14 protein-coding genes and 1 pseudogene are annotated in these 16,511 nt (G+C 68.9%); 11 read left to right on the forward strand and 4 right to left on the reverse strand.

The window, feature by feature from the left end; all coding sequences use genetic code 11:
* Positions 1-8: 8 nt before the first annotated feature.
* The 3 genes from OG289_RS34475 to OG289_RS34485 all read left to right on the forward strand — a co-directional run bounded on the left by OG289_RS34475 (position 9) and on the right by OG289_RS34485 (position 3,148).
* A complete protein-coding gene (locus OG289_RS34475; RefSeq protein ID WP_327317952.1) occupies positions 9-1,307 on the forward strand; it encodes an AAA family ATPase in 1,299 nt (432 codons plus the stop codon).
* 44 nt (positions 1,308-1,351) lie between these two features.
* On the forward strand, positions 1,352-2,626 hold the full coding sequence (locus OG289_RS34480) for a vWA domain-containing protein (RefSeq protein ID WP_327320894.1): 1,275 nt from the start codon (positions 1,352-1,354) through the stop codon (positions 2,624-2,626).
* Positions 2,627-2,728: 102 nt separating this feature from the next.
* Positions 2,729-3,148, forward strand: a complete 420-nt coding sequence (locus OG289_RS34485; protein WP_327317953.1) for a hypothetical protein — start codon at positions 2,729-2,731, stop codon at positions 3,146-3,148.
* Positions 3,149-3,519: 371 nt separating this feature from the next.
* On the opposite strand, the gene OG289_RS34490 is transcribed toward OG289_RS34485, so the two are convergent.
* Entirely contained in the window at positions 3,520-3,780 is a 261-nt protein-coding gene (locus OG289_RS34490; RefSeq protein WP_327317954.1) for a hypothetical protein, read from the reverse strand.
* Positions 3,781-4,242: 462 nt separating this feature from the next.
* On the opposite strand from OG289_RS34490, the gene OG289_RS34495 reads away from it, so the two are divergent.
* Complete coding sequence (locus OG289_RS34495) at positions 4,243-5,670, forward strand: non-reducing end alpha-L-arabinofuranosidase family hydrolase (protein WP_327317955.1); 1,428 nt, start codon at positions 4,243-4,245, stop codon at positions 5,668-5,670.
* A 592-nt stretch (positions 5,671-6,262) separates the two neighbouring features.
* Here OG289_RS34495 and OG289_RS49805 read toward each other — a convergent pair.
* Positions 6,263-6,487, reverse strand: a complete 225-nt coding sequence (locus OG289_RS49805; RefSeq protein WP_442818997.1) for a YozE family protein — start codon at positions 6,485-6,487, stop codon at positions 6,263-6,265.
* Positions 6,488-6,894: 407 nt separating this feature from the next.
* Here OG289_RS49805 and OG289_RS34505 point away from each other — a divergent pair, with 407 nt between their 5' ends.
* From OG289_RS34505 to OG289_RS34530, 6 genes and pseudogenes are all read left to right on the forward strand, one after another.
* The gene (locus tag OG289_RS34505) at positions 6,895-8,610 is read left to right on the forward strand and encodes an LPXTG cell wall anchor domain-containing protein (protein WP_327317956.1); all 1,716 of its coding nucleotides are present in this window, start codon (positions 6,895-6,897) and stop codon (positions 8,608-8,610) included.
* A gap of 108 nt (positions 8,611-8,718) precedes the next feature.
* Positions 8,719-8,964 (forward strand): annotated as a pseudogene (locus tag OG289_RS34510) (hypothetical protein); the annotation flags it as partial.
* A gap of 502 nt (positions 8,965-9,466) precedes the next feature.
* Positions 9,467-10,924 (forward strand): non-reducing end alpha-L-arabinofuranosidase family hydrolase, encoded by a 1,458-nt coding sequence (locus tag OG289_RS34515; RefSeq protein WP_327317957.1) that lies wholly within the window; start codon positions 9,467-9,469, stop codon positions 10,922-10,924.
* Between the two features lie 452 nt (positions 10,925-11,376).
* Positions 11,377-12,615, forward strand: a complete 1,239-nt coding sequence (locus OG289_RS34520) for an IS256 family transposase (RefSeq protein WP_327317958.1) — start codon at positions 11,377-11,379, stop codon at positions 12,613-12,615.
* 233 nt (positions 12,616-12,848) lie between these two features.
* Positions 12,849-14,060, forward strand: a complete 1,212-nt coding sequence (locus OG289_RS34525) for a hypothetical protein (RefSeq protein WP_327317959.1) — start codon at positions 12,849-12,851, stop codon at positions 14,058-14,060.
* Positions 14,061-14,250: 190 nt separating this feature from the next.
* Positions 14,251-14,679 (forward strand): hypothetical protein, encoded by a 429-nt coding sequence (locus OG289_RS34530; protein ID WP_327317960.1) that lies wholly within the window; start codon positions 14,251-14,253, stop codon positions 14,677-14,679.
* A gap of 17 nt (positions 14,680-14,696) precedes the next feature.
* On the opposite strand, the gene OG289_RS34535 is transcribed toward OG289_RS34530, so the two are convergent.
* Together OG289_RS34535 and OG289_RS34540 are read right to left on the reverse strand one after the other, a co-directional pair.
* Positions 14,697-14,894 carry a DUF397 domain-containing protein gene (locus OG289_RS34535; RefSeq protein ID WP_327317961.1) on the reverse strand — a complete coding sequence of 66 codons (198 nt, stop codon included), beginning with the start codon at positions 14,892-14,894 and terminating at the stop codon, positions 14,697-14,699.
* A gap of 11 nt (positions 14,895-14,905) precedes the next feature.
* Positions 14,906-15,760 carry a helix-turn-helix domain-containing protein gene (locus OG289_RS34540; RefSeq protein WP_327317962.1) on the reverse strand — a complete coding sequence of 285 codons (855 nt, stop codon included), beginning with the start codon at positions 15,758-15,760 and terminating at the stop codon, positions 14,906-14,908.
* Between the two features lie 256 nt (positions 15,761-16,016).
* Here OG289_RS34540 and OG289_RS34545 point away from each other — a divergent pair, with 256 nt between their 5' ends.
* Positions 16,017-16,475: an ATP-binding protein gene (locus tag OG289_RS34545; protein WP_327317963.1), complete on the forward strand. Its 459-nt coding sequence runs from the start codon at positions 16,017-16,019 to the stop codon at positions 16,473-16,475.
* The last annotated feature ends 36 nt before the right edge of the window (positions 16,476-16,511 follow it).

Below are 16,511 nucleotides of genomic sequence, written 5' to 3' on the forward strand. Positions count from 1 at the left end.
GATCACCCATGCCCGCTTGCACCCCGCTCGCCCTCGTCGACACTCCCTCCGACCCCTTCGTGTCTCACTCTGCACCCGCCCCCCGCACGTCCCAACTCGACGTCGCCGCAGACCTGTTGACGCTGCTCCGGCACTCCACCACCGAACCCCGACCCGACGATCAACTCGAGGCCCTCACCCTGGCCGTGGCCGCCGACCTCCCCGTGCTGCTGTGGGGCGAGCCGGGGATCGGCAAGACCGCCGCGCTGACCCAGCTCGCGGAGGCGCTGGACCTGCCGCTGACCACGGTGATCGCCAGCGTGCACGAGCCGTCCGACTTCTCGGGGCTGCCCATCGTCGGGGACGATCCGGCCGAACAGGGCGTCCCGATGGCCCCGCCGGACTGGGCGGTGCGCCTGGTGCGGGCCGGCCGGGGGCTGTTGTTCCTGGACGAGCTGTCCACCGCGCCGCCGGCCGTGCAGGCGGCCCTGCTCCGCCTGGTGCTGGAGCGCCGGATCGGCGCGCTGACCCTTCCGCCCGGGGTGCGGATCGTGGCCGCCGCCAACCCGCGGGGCTCGGCCGCCGACGGCTGGGAACTGAGCCCGCCGCTGGCCAACCGGTTCGTCCACCTCCAGTGGACCCACGACCACGAGGTCGTCGTCCGCGGACTCGGTGGGACCTGGCCCCGGGCGACCCTGCCCCGGCTCGACCCGGCGAAGCTGGCCGGGGCCGTGGAGTTCGCGCGGCGCGCGGTGTGCGGGCTGCTCGCCGCCCGGCCCAAGCTCGTGCACCAGCTGCCCAGCAGCGAGGCGCGCCGGGGCGGCGCCTGGCCGTCGCCCCGCAGTTGGGAGATGACCCTGACGCTGATCGCCTTCGCGACGGCGGCCGGCTCGTCACGGGACGTACTGTCGCTGCTGGTCAGGGGCACGGTCGGTGACGGCCCCGGGCTGGAGCTGCTGGCGAGCCTGGACCGGATGGACCTCCCGGACCCCGAGACGCTGCTCGCCGACCCGGCGGGCGCCGTCCTGCCCGAGCGGGGCGATCTGCGCCAGGCCGTGCTGGACGGTGTGGTGGCGGCGGTCCGCACCCGCCCCGACAGGTCCCGCTGGGACGCGGCGTGGGCGCTCCTCGTACGGGCGTTGGAGACCGGCGCCCCGGATCTGGTGGTCGTCCCCGCGACGACGCTCGCCTCCCTGCGCCAGGAGGACTGGGACGTACCGGCGTCGATCGAGAAGCTCGCCGGAGTGGTGACGCTGTCCCGGCGGGCGGACCACGCGGCGGACCGTGCGGCGGCCCGCTCCGCGGTGGCTGCGAAGGCGGGCCGATGAGCCCCGACGGGCCACGAGACGACGAGCCACAGGGCGTCGCCGACATGCCCTTGGCCTCCGACGGGCCGAGGCCCCTGGACCTCGACAAGCTCTTCGCCGCCCGGCTGCACGCCGCCCGGGCCCGGCCCTACCTGGCGACGGCCCTGTTCGCCCTCCACCCTGTGGAGTCGCGGTGGGTGCCGACGATGGCCGTGGACCGGCACTGGCGGTGCTACGTCTCACCGGCGTTCGTGGACCGTACGCCGGTGGAGGAGCTGGCCGGGGTGTGGGTGCACGAGGTGTCGCACCTGCTGCGCGACCACCACGGGCGCAGTGAGCGGGTCGCCCGGGAGCGCGAGTTGCGCGGCCCCGGCGAACGGCTGCGGATGAACATCGCCGCCGACTGCGAGATCAACGACGACGCGTTCGGGGACGGGTTGGTCCAGCCCGAGGGCGCGGTCACGCCGGGGTTCCTCGGTCTGCAGCCGGGCGAGCTCATGGAGGACTACCTGCGCCAGTTCCGGCTCGGGCCGTACACGCAGAACCTGGCCTGGCTGGACTGCGGCAGCGGCGCCGACGGACGGGAACGCGAGTGGGACCTGGGCCCGGACGGCGCGCACGGCCTGAGCGAACAGGAACGGGACGCGGTCCGCTTCCGCGTGGCGCAGGGCATCTCCGGCCGCCGGGGGAGTGCTCCGGCGGGGTGGCGGCGGTGGGCCGAGGAGGCGTTCCATCCGCCGCAGCCGTGGCGGGAGTTGCTGGGCGCGGCGGTCCGCTCGGCGGCGTCCGGTCCGGGCGCGGGCGAGGACTACTCCTACGGTCGCCCGTCCCGCCGCTCGGCGGGCGTCCCGGGCGCGGTCCTGCCGAGCCTGCGCCGCAGACCGCCCCAGGTGAGTGTCGTCATCGACACCTCCGCGTCGGTCAGCGACGCCGAACTGGGCAGCGCGATCCTCGAGGTCGCCGCGATCTCCCGGGCGGTGGGCGGCCGACGCGACATGGTCACCGTGGTTCCCTGCGACGCGGCGGCCGACATCGCCTACCCCCTGTGCCGGGGCGAGGGCATCCCTCTGCTGGGCGGCGGGGGCACGGACCTGCGCGCGGGCTTCACCAGAGCCCTGCGCGCCCGACCCCGCCCCGACGTCATCGTCGCCCTGACCGACGGTCAGACCCCCTGGCCGAGCACCCGCCCACCGTGCCGCACGGTGGTCGGCCTGTTCCCCCGAAGCCCGTCGTCGTACGACGAGGACGACGCCGAGTACATACCGGATTCGCCGCCTGCTTGGGCTCGGGTGGTGGAGATCGGGTCGGGGCCTGGTCGGTTCGCGGTGAATGTCGTGTGATCATGTTCACTTCATTTGAGTGAGTCATGTGAACGTCTTGTGTATTTGTTTGGAGATCCTTTAGGAGTTCCCCACTCGTGATCTTTTGGGTGGGGGGATTCCGTGCGTCCGGCACGTCCGCTTGTTCTCGTTGTTGCCTTCGTCCTGGCCGTGCTGGCCGGGACCGAGCAAGTCGCCTTCGCCGTAGGCCAGTCCGCGCCCGTCGGCTCCGGAGAGGCCCCCGACCAGCGGTGCGGTTCCGCCGCCGGGCGCAGTCACACCGCGTCCGAGAACGCGACGGACGCCTCCGCGAAGGGCGGGCGTGACGGCGCGCTTGCCGGAAGGGGCGAGCTGCCCGCCGAGCAGAGCGACGGCGTCACGCGCATGCCCAGCACCGCTCGGACGCCCAAGCCCGGCCCGGTGGTTGAGACAGCGGCGCCCGGCGCCGTCGAGCCCCAGGGCTTCGACGCCAAGCGCAGCAAGGAGGTCGCCGGACAGCGCGCGGAGCGCGAGCGCACCTACCTCAACCCGGACGGCACCTAAACCACCCGCTTCTAGGCGCGGGGCGCGAGCGGCCAGCAGGCCGACGACCTCCCTGACCCACCGGGTCACGGTGGTGCGGTGTATCCCGTTGCCGCCGGCCAGGTCGCCCGGCCGCTGGTCACAGCGCAGTACCGCGAGCACGATGGCGGCGATCTTCCCCGCGGGCAGGGCCCGCCACCGCGAGCCGATCTTCTTCAGGTGGCCGCGTACCCGACTGGCGAGCCGGTTCAGGGTCGCACTCGACAGCGGCAGGCGTGCGGTGTAAATAATGCCGTCAGGGCCCCCGGCGAGAGGGTTGTTTTTCTTCACACCAAACTCAACTGCCGCCGGGGACCCGCCGGTTACGGTCCTTAAGGCACCCGCCGGCGGCGTTACGAGCGTGCGGTGAACTTCCCGTCGGGACGCTTGTGCAGCCAGTCGCGGTCGGCGAGCTTGGTCATCTTCGCCCGCAGCGGCTCCAGCTTGCCGCGCACCGAGGCGTTCAGACCCAGCCGCTCGCCGACCGCCCTGACCTGCACCGGGCCGTCGGCCTCCCGCACGATCGCCAGGATCTTGCGGTAGTCGCCGGGCAGCGCGCCCTCATCGGCCGCGTCGCTGCGGTGCGGGATGAGCAGGACTGCCCGCCCGGCCACTCGCACCCCGCCCGGCCACTCGCACCCCGCTCGGCGAGTTCTCGACGCTCCGCGCACCGCAGACGACCGCCGCAGGCACACGTCGACCGGACCGGCGTCAGTGAGTGCCACCGGGGCGCCGCGAGCGCGGGTCGGGCACCGAGCCGAACCAGAGGCTCAGGTGAGCGACCTGGTCGGGGTCTGTAATGATCACCAAGCCCGCGCCCGCACCGTTGCCTGCCCCTCACGCCAAAGACCCGTACAGCCACGGGACTTGAGGCCGCCTGGTTTGAGTCTGCGAACGTTTCTTCCCGCGGATTGTGCGAGAAGTATTGACGTCATTCATGGGATCTCTAGCATTCTCCCGATCGGTACTTCGACCCTTGTTCGACATGTCGGACAGCAGAATTGCACCACATCGGCAGCCGGACAGCCTCCGACGGGGCAAACCGGAGTCGCTTGCTCAAGGATGACGAGGTCCTTATGCACAGACGTAGTTTCAGTCTCAGACGCCCGTCCGCGATGCTCGCCGCCGCGGTTGCGGCCCTGGCCGCGTTGGCGGCGCTGCTCGTCGCCGGCCCGGCCCAGGCGGCCACCACCAGCGACTTGCGCGGTGTTGATTCCGGCCGCTGTCTCGATGTGGAGGGCTTCAGCCAGACCGACGGCGCGAACGTGCACATCTGGGACTGCCACGGTGGAGTCAACCAGCAGTGGACGTTGACGGACAGCGCCCAGCTGACCGTGTACGGCAACAAGTGCCTGGATGCCCGGGGCGCCGGTACCACGGCCGGGACCCCGGTGCAGATCTGGTCGTGCAACGGCAGTGACAACCAGCAGTGGCGGGCGAACTCCGACGGCACGATCGTCGGCGTGCGGTCCGGGCTGTGCCTGGAGGTCGCGGGCTGGGGCAAGGCCAACGGCACGGGGGTGCAGCTCTGGTCGTGCCACGGCGGCACCAACCAGAAGTGGACCGGCCTGTCCGGGGCGAGCAACGCGTGTGCTCTTCCGTCGACCTACCGGTGGACCTCGACCGGCCCGCTGGCGCAGCCGGCCAACGGGCAGCTCGCGCTGAAGGACTTCAGCACCGTGAAGTACAACGGCAAGAACCTGGTCTACGCGACCACCTCCGACGGAACGAACTGGGGCGGTACGACGTTCAGTCCCTTCACGAACTGGTCGGACATGGGGGCGGCCACCCAGACCCAGATGAACGACGGCGCGGTGGCGCCCGAACTGTTCTACTTCGCGCCCAAGAACGTCTGGGTGATGGTGTCCCAGTGGGGTCAGTGGCCGCTCTACTACCGCACGTCCAGCGACCCCACCAACCCCAACGGCTGGTCCGCCAAGCAGCCGCTGTTCACCGGCAGCCTCCCCGAGGGCCCCGGGGACCAGAGGGACAAGCCGATCGACCCGACCATGATCGCCGACGACCAGAACATGTACCTGTTCTTCGCCGCTGACAACGGCAAGATCTACCGGGCGAGCATGCCGATCGGGAACTTCCCGGGCAGCTTCGGCTCGTCGTACACGACGGTCATGAGCGACGCAAGGGACCTTCTGTTCGAGGCGCCGGAGGTCTACAAGGTCCAGGGGCGGAACCAGTACCTCATGATCGTTGAGGCGCAGGGGACGCAGCGCTACTTCCGCTCGTTCACCGCCTCCAGCCTGAACGGTCCGTGGACCGTCCAGGCCGGCAGCGAGAGCAGCCCCTTCGCGGGCCAGGCCAACAGCGGTTCCACCTGGGCCCAGGGCGTCAGCCACGGTGACCTGGTCCGCAGCAACCCCGACCAGACCATGACCATCGATCCCTGCAACCTGCAGTTCCTCTACCAGGGCCTCCCCAACAACACACAGGAACCCAACTACCTGAGACTGCCGTACCGGCCGGGCCTGCTCACCCTGCAGCGCTGACCCGCCTGATCCACGGTGATCGCGATGTGGGGCGGTCCGCCGACGCGTAGACGAGCGGTTTACGGCGTGGGCGACTCCACCTGCTGACCGATACTCACCACCTCGAGGAACCCCGGTCGCGCGTCGGCCGGGGTTCCTCCCTTTCGTGGATTTCCCCCGCGGGCGCATGGCGGCGTAACGGCCAAGCGTGCACTGATCCGTACCTGACATCCGTGCGCAGTCCGGCAGGACGCGATGACGATCCCGCATTCGAGGAAGTCGTGGCCGAACGCCGCTGGTGCCCGGCTGGTCGGCCTGGTGGATCAAGTCGACGACGTCGTCCACCATGCCCTGGCGATTTGGCCCAGAGACGGCCCAGCCCCACCAAAAAGCCCCCGCCCCGCGAGGAAACCGCGGGGTGGGGGCTTACTGGCGTCCCGTTACTTCTTCTTGCCCTGGGTCTGGCGGGCCCGCTTTTTGGCCCTGGTCAGGGGGCTGCCTACCCCAACTGACCTGTGGTCGACCGGTCGTTAGTGGTCGTTGCCTGTCGTCGTTGGTCGCCCTCGGAGGTCCCAGAGAGGTTCCGGGACCAGCCCGGCCGGCGGCCCTGTTCTCAATCCGTTTGAGCGGCCCGGTATACCTCGTACTGAGTCCAGGCACGCGCGAGCGTCTCGATAGCCGCGTCGATGGCGCCGCGCTCTTCGAGGTAGTCAAGCCGGCCCTGCCTTCCCTTGTGCGAGGGCCCGTCGGGGTCGGCGGAGACGTCCCGCGCGAGATCCCCAATGAGCTCGAGGAGGTGCTGAAGACCGCCCGGGAGATCAAGACGCACGCCCCCCACTGCCGGGTCATCTTCACCGTGTTCGAGATGAAGAGGCTGGGGCGCGACGCGGCAGAACTCACCGCCCTCTTTCGCGCCGTCGAGGTCGAAAGGAGCCCGGGCGGGTCACCGGGTCACCGGGTCACCGGGTCACCGGGTCACGGGGTCACGGGGTCACGGGGTCACGGGGTCACGGGGTCACCGGGTCCGGTGAGACGGTGCGACCGCGTCGCGGCGAAAAAAAGCGATTGAGATGGCAACCTTTCCGCGCTGAGTGGCCACTTAGGGGCGTACCGACGAGGGCGAGCCGTGGTCAGCGGCGCTACGCCCTCTGTGTCAACATCCGATCGGAGCCCCACGTGTCACCAGACGACCCGAGATTCGCCGAGCAGTCGACGCCTTGGGGTCGCACGCCCCGCCGTAGCCCGATGCGCCGGCGCTTTGTCGCGGGGGCGGTGGCGGTGCTCGCCGCCTCGGTCGGCGTCGGCGCCCTGGCGCCCAGCGCGGGCGCCGCGCCGACCGCCGACATCAGTGTGAATGCCGGTGCCTCCCTGGGCACAGTGCCCAGCAGTGGTGTCGGCCTCAACACGGGCTACGGCGACGAGCACATGGGGGACGCCAAGCCGTCATCGCTGATGAAGGCCGCGGGAGTTCGGCAGCTGCGCTATCCCGGCGGCTCCGGCGCGGACGACTACCACTGGAAGACCCACACCTACGGCGACGGCAGCGGCTGGATCCCCTCCAACACCAACTTCGACCGCTTCATGGCCACCGCGAAGAGGGTCGGCGCCCAGCCGATCCTGACCGCGAACTACGGTTCCGGCACCCCCCAGGAGGCCGCCGACTGGGTCAAGTACGCCAACGTCGACAAGGGTTACGGCGTGAAGTACTGGGAGATCGGTAACGAGGTCTACGGCAACGGGCACTACGGCAACGGCAAGGGCTGGGAAACCGACAACCACGCCGACAAGAGCCCGAAGGAGTACGGGAAGAACCTCGTCGCCTACTCGAAGGCGATGAAGGCCGTGGACCCGAAGGTGAAGATCGGAGCGGTGCTCACCACCCCCGGCTTCTGGCCGGATGCGGAGAAGGCTCCCGGTGACAGCGCCGACTGGAACAACACGGTGCTCTCCATCGCGGGACGCTCGATCGACTTCGTCATCGTCCACTGGTATCCGGGCGGCAAAACCACGGCCGACCTGCTGAACACCCCCTCCCGGATCGCCGGTGTCAGGTCCTCGCTGCGCTCGCTGATCGCCAAGTACGCGGGCTCGCGTGCCGCTTCGGTGGAGATCGCGGTCACCGAGAACGGCGCCGTCGGCTCGCCCGCCCAGACCAGCCAGGCCGCGGCCCTGTTCGCGTCGGACACCTACATGACCTGGTTCGAGCAAGGCGCCACCCACGTGGACTGGTGGAACCTGCACAACGGCACGGACCAAGCACCCACCACCGTCCACGGCCAGACCGACTACCAGGACGGGGGTGTGCTCTCCGCCGGCACCTGCGCCGGGGGGAAGTGCGAACCGACGCGCGATACGCCCTTCCCCATCTACTGGGGCATCCGCTCGCTGACCGCACTGGCGAAGCCTGGCGACACCATGGTCAAGTCGTCCTCGGGCAACTCGTCGGTCACTGTGCACGCGGTGCGGAACAGCACCGGCGGTCTCAACGTCATGCTGACCAACAAGAGCCCGCAGAACGCGGCGCAGGTGTCGCTCTCGTACGCCGGATTCACCCCGGCCGCAGGGGCGGTCACGACCGTTTCGTATGCCCAGGGAGACACTGCCCTGACGACGGCGAAGCGGGGCACGGCGGTCGCACAGACGCTGCCGCCGTACTCGATCACGACTCTTCAGCTGAAGCCCGCGTCGGGGACTGCCAGCGCTGCCAAGCCGTCGCCCGTCCCCACGCCGACCGCTCCCGCGCCGGTTGTCTCCGCCGCCGGCACGACCGGCACCCGTGCGCAGGGGGAGATCGGCGCACTCGTCGGCCAGCCGACCCCGAGCAGCACGTCCGGCGACCTGGCTTCCACCGGGGCGAGCAACGCTGTCACGTACAGCGCTCTCGGTGGCCTGCTGGTCATCGCTGCCGGCGGCATGCTGGCGCTTCGCGGACGTCGCCGCAGGGCTTTGCACGGGAAGTGAGACCGCGTGAGTGACTGACGGCCCGGCAGCAACGCCACCCACCCGTGGCGTGCGCGCCGGGCCGTCGGCCTCCGCGCCGGCGTCGGCGGTCAGGAAACAAACAAGGCCCGGGTCGTTGACCTGGACCTGGCCTACCTCGGCACCGGTCCCGACCCGGAACGCGGCCCACGGGCCGCGTTCCGGGCCACCGTGGAACTGCCGCGCGAGGACTTCGCGATGAACTACGTCCAGGTCGTCCAGGTCGTCCAGGTCGTCCAGGTCGTCCAGTCCGGCATGGCCGCCATCGGCACCACGCTCCGCGTCGGGATCGACCTCCAGGCCGCCCCGGGCGAACAGCTTCCGCCGCTCGCCTGACGACGGCGGAGACGGCTCGGCCCCCTTCCTCACTCGGGAACAGGGGGCCGAGCCGTCTGTGGCCTGTGCCTCCTGGTGGCTGAGCAGGATGTCGACACCGTCCTGGCTGCCGTACAGCGTGATATCGGGAGGAGTCCGGCGGCGCCAACCGCTGTACCGATGTTCCCCAAGCCCGGGCACCTAGCCGAACCGGAGGCTCAGGTGAGCGACCTGGTCGGGTTCCGTAATGATCACCAAGCCCGCACCCGCACCGCTGCCTGCCCCTCACACCAAAGACCCGTCAAACCACGGGACTTGAAGCCGCCCGGTTTCGGTCTGCGAACGTTTCTTCCCGCGAATCTTGTGAGAAGTATTGACGCTGATCACTGGATCCTTAGCATCCAATTGCTCGACACTTCGACCCTTGTTCGGCATATCGGACACGAGGGTTGCACCACACCGCCTCCGGACAGCCCTTGACGGGCTGAACCGGAGTCGCTTGCTCAAGGATAATGAGGTCCTTATGCGCAGTCGTATTTTCAGTCGCAGACGCCCGTCCGCGGTGTTCGCCGCCGTGGTTGCGGCCCTGGCGGCGCTGCTCGTCGCCGGCCCGGCTCAGGCGGCCACCACCAGCGAAGTGCGCGGTGTTGATTCCGGCAAGTGTCTCGACGTGTCGGGCTTCAGCCAGGCCGACGGCGCGAACGTGCAGATCTGGGACTGTCACGGTGGGATCAACCAGCAGTGGACGTTGACGGACAGCAGCCAGCTGACCGTGTACGGCAACAAGTGCCTGGATGCCCGGGGCGGCGGTACCACGAACGGGACCGCGGTGCAGATCTGGTCGTGCACCGGCAGTGACAACCAGCAGTGGCGGGTGAACTCCGACGGCACGATCGTCGGCGTGCGGTCCGGGCTGTGCCTGGAAGCCGCGGGCTGGGGCAAGGCCAACGGCACGGTGGCGCAGCTCTGGTCGTGCACCGGTGGCGCCAACCAGAAGTGGACCGGCCTGGCCGGGACGGGCAACGCGTGTGCTCTTCCGTCGACGTACCGCTGGACATCGACCGGCCCGCTGGCGCAGCCGAAGGCGGGGTGGTCCGCGCTGAAGGACTTCACCAGCGTCGTCTACAACGGCAAGCACGTCGTCTACGCCACGTCGCACAACAACCTCGCCGGTAACGACGGTCGCTGGGGACTGGCGACCTTCAGCCCCTTCACGAACTGGTCCGACATGGCCACCGCCACCCAGACCACGATCCCCTTCGACGGCATCGCGCCGACGCTGTTCTACTTCGCCCCGAAGAACCTCTGGGTGCTCGCCTACAACGGGGGTTGGCCCTACAGCTTCTCCTACCGCACCTCGAGTGACCCCACCAACCCCAACGGCTGGGGCCCGCAGCAGGATCTCTTCACGACCACCCTCCCGGACGTTGTGAATCCCGACGGCACGACCCGCAAGAGGGGCCCCCTCGACGTGACCCTTATCGGCGACGACACGAACATGTACATGTTCTTCGCCGACGACGAGGGCGGCATCTACCGCGCCAGCATGCCCATCGGCAACTTCCCGGGCACCTTCGGTTCGTACACGAAGATCATGAGCGAATCGTCGCTCGACCTGTTCGAGGCGCCGGAGGTCTACAAGGTCGGCCAGAACCAGTACCTCATGATGGTCGAGGCCCAGAACTACACCGGGTACGGTCGCTACTTCCGCGCGTTCACGGCCACCAGCCTCAACGGCACCTGGACACCGTCACCGCAGGCCAACACCGTGACCAGCCCCTTCGCCGGCAGTGCCAACAGCGGCGCGACCTGGACCAGGGACATCAGCCACGGCGATCTGGTTCGCACCAACCCCGACCAGACCAAGACCATCGACCCCTGCAACCTGCAGTTCCTCTACCAGGGGCGCGACCCCAACAGCGACGGCGGAGACTACGGCCTCCTGCCGTACCGGCCGGGGGTACTGACACTGCAGCGCTAGCCGCTGGCGTGACACAGGTCCGGCTCAGGTGTTCCTGACGTTCGCGGGCAACGGCGTACGCCGAACCGGGTGAGCGTCACAGCGAGCGATCAGGAACGGGTGGAGTTGGAGCGGCGGGCTCGGTGCAAGGCCGAGCCCGCCGCCGCACGTGCAGAACCCGGTCGGTGGCGGCCTCGTCCTGGTAGACCACGAGACGCGGAACGTGTCAAGCCTGGTGAGTCGGTCGGTTTCAGGGTTTGTCGAGTGAGCCGGGGTCGCCGGCGTCCGAGGATCACCGAACGACGACTCCCGGAGTGGACGTCGGCGGAATGGAGCCCGGGTTGCGTCCAGGGAAGTGGTGTACGGGTTCGACCTGATCCGGGGGTTTGCTCCGGCATCGGGATGGTGCCCGCATAGATGAACGGCCACCGGCTGATCTTCGAAGTGTCGAAGCCTCGAAGGAGATCAGCACGATGACCGCACCTGACAGTCTGCCCCTGCACGCCCTCGCCGAGGACAACCTCGCCGCGGCGAGTCCCGATCTGCTGCGCGCGATGGTCAAGACGTTCGCCGATGCGCTCATGTCCGCGGAGGCCGACGCCCTCTGCAATGCCGAATACGGGCAGGTCAGCGACGAACGCGTCAACCACCGCAACGGCTACCGCCCACGCGAGTGGGATACGAGGGCCGGCACCGTCGAACTGGCCGTCCCCAAGCTGCGCCAGGGCAGTTACTTCCCGCACTGGCTCCTCGAACGGCGCCGCCGGGCCGAGCAGGCCCTGATCTCGGTGGTCGCCACCGCCTACCTGCTCGGCGTCTCCACCCGCCGAGTCGAGAAGCTCGCCGAGTCCCTCGGCGTCACCCAGCTGTCGAAGTCGCAGGTCAGCGCGATGGCCAAGCACCTGGACGAGCAGGTCGCCGCGTTCCGCAACCGGCCCCTCGACGCCGGACCCTACGCGTTCGTCTGGGTCGACGCACTGACCCAGAAGGTCCGCGAGGGCGGCCGCATCATCAACGTCCACGCGCTGATCGCGGTCGGAGTCAATGCCGACGGCCACCGCGAGATCCTCGGCATCGACGTCGCCACCGCCGAGGACGGTGCCGGCTGGCTCGCCTTCCTGCGCTCCCTGACCGCCCGTGGCCTGTCCGGCGTCCAGCTGGTCGTCTCCGACGCCCACACCGGCCTGGTGAACGCGATCGGCGCGGTCCTGCCCGGCGCCTCCTGGCAGCGATGCCGCACGCATTACGCCCGGAATCTGCTCAGCCAGGTGCCGAAGTCCGCCCAGCCCTGGGTGGCCACACTGCTGCGGACGGTCTTCGAACAGCCCGATGCCGACGCCGTCCAGGCCCAGATGCGACATGTGCTGGACGCGATGGAGGCCAAGTTCCCCAAGGCGGCAGCCCACTTGGACTCCGCCCAGCACGAACTGCTGGCGTTCACCGCGTTCCCCCGCGAGATCTGGCGGCAGATCTGGTCGAACAATCCGCAGGAGCGACTGAACAAGGAAATCCGCCGCCGCACGGACGTGGTCGGCATCTTCCCCGACCGCACCGCCCTCATCCGACTCGTCGGCGCGGTGCTGGCCGAGCAGAACGACGAGTGGACCGAAGCCCGCCGATACATGGGACTCGACCTGCTCGCCAAGGCTCGCCTCCACCCGATCGAGTCAGAAACCGACGACACCGTCCTCCCGACCGAACTCACCGCATAACCTCAAAACGAGATCGCCGAGTGGCCGTCAATACACCACTCCAGCGGACGTGACCGCAGCCCGGCGATCCCGTCGAGACGGGGGTGCCGGGCTCAGGGGGATGAGGATCCGAGCTCGTTCGCGGGGAGTTGGGCAACGCCCTGGCCGGTCGAGACCATGTCCCCGCCGCGCCCGAGCAGGGCTGACATAGGCTGTGCGGCCCGGGAATTGACTCACAGAGAGGCCGACGGCGCGTGTCCGACAGACCGTCCGAAGAGCACAGATCCGGTTCGGAAGAGGGGGATGGGGGCGAAGGCGGGTCGTCTCCCGGGTTCAGCAGCTCCATATCCGATGAGGAATGGGCGAAGTTCGTCCAGGACAGCGAACGCGAGATACCTTCCTCCGCCCCGAAGGAGCCGTCCGCGCGGGCTCGTATGGTCACGGAGCGGCTGCGGCAGCAGGAGGCGCGCGGTGAGCTGCCCGATAGCTGGCGTGCCGGTCCGGCCCTGCAGGAGATGGAAGCGAAAGCCACTCGGAAGCGGCGACGGTGGGCGATCCTCGGTGTGCCCGTCGTGATCGCTCTGGCCGTCGTGGCGATGCGGCCGTCGCTGCTGCCCGGTGATCCCTTCGGCGCCGGGAATCCGGAGGCCGCCGCTTCCGCCTCACCGCTGCCGGCGGAGACCGCGGCTCCGACCCGCGCGCCCGGCTCGGTGGATCCCGAAACCCCCACGCTCAAGCGGCCGTTCGCAGGCTCCCCGGCACTGCAGTGGGCCGACGGCGCGGCCGGCATCGTCCTGCCGAAGGCGGCTCCGGTCGGTTCGCTGTCCAAGGCCCAGGTGGAGCAGGCGCTGCAGCAGACCAGGAAGCTCCTGATCGACGCGAACCTCGACCCGGCCACCCTGCGCGGCGAACGTCCCACGGCCGCGCTCTCGGTGATCGAACCACGGCAGAAGGACCTGCTCCAGCTGTTGAACACCGGGCTGAGCAAGCCGGACAAGGAACACGACCCGCTGGGGATGTTCAGCCGCTTCGATCCCAAGCAACTGCGTCTGGCGGGCGATGTGGTCAAGACCCGGGGACGGATGACGTTCAAGGCCGGTGAGCAAGCGTCCGTCGTCGTCCACGCCGACTACACCTTCGTCTACCCGCTGGTGCGCGTCGACAAGGACGTCCCGACCGAGGTGTCCCGCACCATCGTTCGTCGCGTACTCGACCTCGAGCTGTCCGATCCCACCAAGTACATCGTCACGCCGGGCAAGATCGCGGTCCGTAAATACGACCGGGACATCGGCAACTCCGCCTGCGACGTCTACGACGGCTTTCTGCATCCGGAGTTCTCGACGGCCGGGACGACGGCCGAGCCCACGGGTGCGACTCCGACCGGGCCGACCACCGACCCGTACGACCGCAGCCAGGACCTCGACGAGAACCGCGACGAGAGCTGCGGCGTGGTGTCCCGTACCTGACCTCGGCCCACCGGTTCTGAGGCTCTGAAATCTTTGGTGATGGGATCGCGCCGACCTTGACGTGGCATGGGTGGGATGCGAGCGGGCCCGGTCCTGTCACGGCAGAGCCCGGCCGGGCTGCGGCCCAAGAGGCAGGTTCTGGACGTCGACTACGATGCGGCTCCACGCGGGTGGGAAGAGTGGGGGAGTCGTGTCGTTTCCTGTGGTCCTGGGCTGTGTCCTCATCATGTTCGGATGCTTTGCCCTGTTTGCGATATCAGGCAATATCGTCAAGTACCGCGTCATGCGGAAACTGAAGTATCACGGTGTCAACGGCCAGGCGGTTTATAGGTTCCATGAATACGCGAACCCCCGATCGCAGCGGGTCTATTTCGACGTCTGTCTGCCGGAGGGCGTGCCGCCTGCCAGATTCCACGAGTACATGCAGGGGCTGCCTGGCCCTGAGGGCACGGTCGTGCCGGTCGTGTACGACAGCCGGAAGCCGCGGTACGCGATGACGGGAGTCCTCGAGGATCTCGACTTCGACGGAGAGCGGCTTGTCGTGCTCTTCGCCGGGGGTTTCGGCCTGGGACTGCTGGGAATCGGGGCGGTGCTCTGTCTCATCGGTGCGGTGATGTGACGTGTCGCCCGAACTGTTCAGGGGCGTTGGAACAGCTCCGGGTGGTCCTTGAGGCCGGATATCAAGGCGCGCAGGCGAGTCGTCGTCGTCGTGAGGACGACCTCCGGCTCGTCGCTCTCGCGGAGGTGGAGTGTGCGCGTGTGGCCGGCGGCGACGTTGACGCAGTTCGAGCCGTCGCCGCTGTAGGACGACTTCTGCCAGTGGAGGGGCTGCACGGCTGGTCCTTTCACAGGTCCTGTATGCGGTGGTGGATGAAGTCGCGTGACGCGGTGGTGGCCAGGGCGCAGGATTCCATGCGGTCGAGTACGGCCCGGTACTTGTCCAACTGGGCCTCTGCGTCGAGGAATTCGCAGGCACCGTGGTGTGAGTCCAGCTGAACCGTGTCGAGTTGGCGGAGCGGACCTTCCACGAAGTCGAAGGACTGGCCCGTGGTCGGGAAGTCGTCCGTGTCGAAGGGGATGACGCGGACGGTGACGTGCGGAAGTTCGGTCATGTCGAGCAGGTGTTTCAGTTGGCCGCGTGTGACGACGGGGCCGCCGAAGCCCATGCGTAGCGCCGCCTCGTGAATGATCGCCGTGTACGGGGGCGGGTTCTCCTTGTGCAGGACACCCTGGCGCTTCATGCGGTGGGTGAGGCGGTGCTCGATCTCGTACGGCCGCATGGGCGGGACCACGGCCTGGAACAGGGCTCGGGCGTGGTCGGTGGTCTGGAGCAGTGCCGGGATGTGGAGGAGGAGTGCCACGCGGAGTGCGGTGGCGTGGTGCTCCAGTTCGGCCAGGTCGACGAGTGCGACGGGGACGTGTTCGCGGTACTCCTCCCACCAGCCGCGAGTGCGTCGGCCCGTCATCGCGGCGAGGGCGTCGACGAGCCGCTCGTCGGAGCAGTCGTAGGCGTGGGCCATGGAGCGGATGCGGTCGGCGCTGACTGGCGTGCGCCCCGTCTCGATCATGCTGATGCGCGCCTGGTTGACGCCGAGCAGTTGGGCGGCGCCGGTGGTGGTGAGCCCGGTGCGCTCGCGGAGTTTGCGCAGTTCCGCGCCCAGCCTCCGCTGACGGAGCGTGGGGCTGTTGGTGGGCGGCACGGAGTCTCCTTCCTTGCCGCAACGCGGCGCTCCGGTCCCTCACACGAGTGAAGGTTGGAGGTTTACTGTCGATTTAGTTAGAGCTATCTAACCATCTGCCCTACGGTGGTCACGTACCCGCTCAACACCCCGCACCCATAAGCCGGAAGCGCACCGACCAGGCAATGCCACCGCACGGCGCGGACGTGAGCGAGTCGTCCAAGTTCCCTTCCTCTGCCTCATCTCCTTCCCCCTCCTCTTCCTCCCGGAGGTCCTGATGGTCACCGTAGCCTCGCCCGACACTTGGGTGTACGCCCTCCGTCTGCCGCATGACCCCAGAGCCGCACGTGTCGCACGTATGACCGTAAGAGCGGCACTCGGCGGGCACGGCATGCGTGAAGTGCTCGATGCTGTCGAACTGTTGACGAGCGAGTTGGTCACCAACGCGTACCTGCACACCAAGGGTCCCGCCTCGCTCCGGCTCACCGCCCTCGGCGACGGGCGGCTCAGGGTCGGCGTCTGGGACAGTCATCCGTACATCCCCGCGCCGTTCGCCAAGCCTCCTGGGGACCGTCTTCCGCCCGTCCCGGTCGGCGGCGAGAGCGGGCGCGGGTTGTACCTGGTGCAGGAGTACGCGGACTGGTGGGGCGGCTGGCCGCTCGGGCGGGGTGCCGGGAAGCTGTTGTGGTTCGAGGTGAGTGGGCGGCGGGGTGCCGTGGTGCGGGCGGGCTTGTAGGTGCGGCGGAGGGCAGCAGTCGAGGTGTGGTGCGTG

Origin of the sequence: Streptomyces sp. NBC_01235 (genome assembly GCF_035989285.1) — a bacterium.
GTDB lineage: Bacteria > Actinomycetota > Actinomycetes > Streptomycetales > Streptomycetaceae > Streptomyces.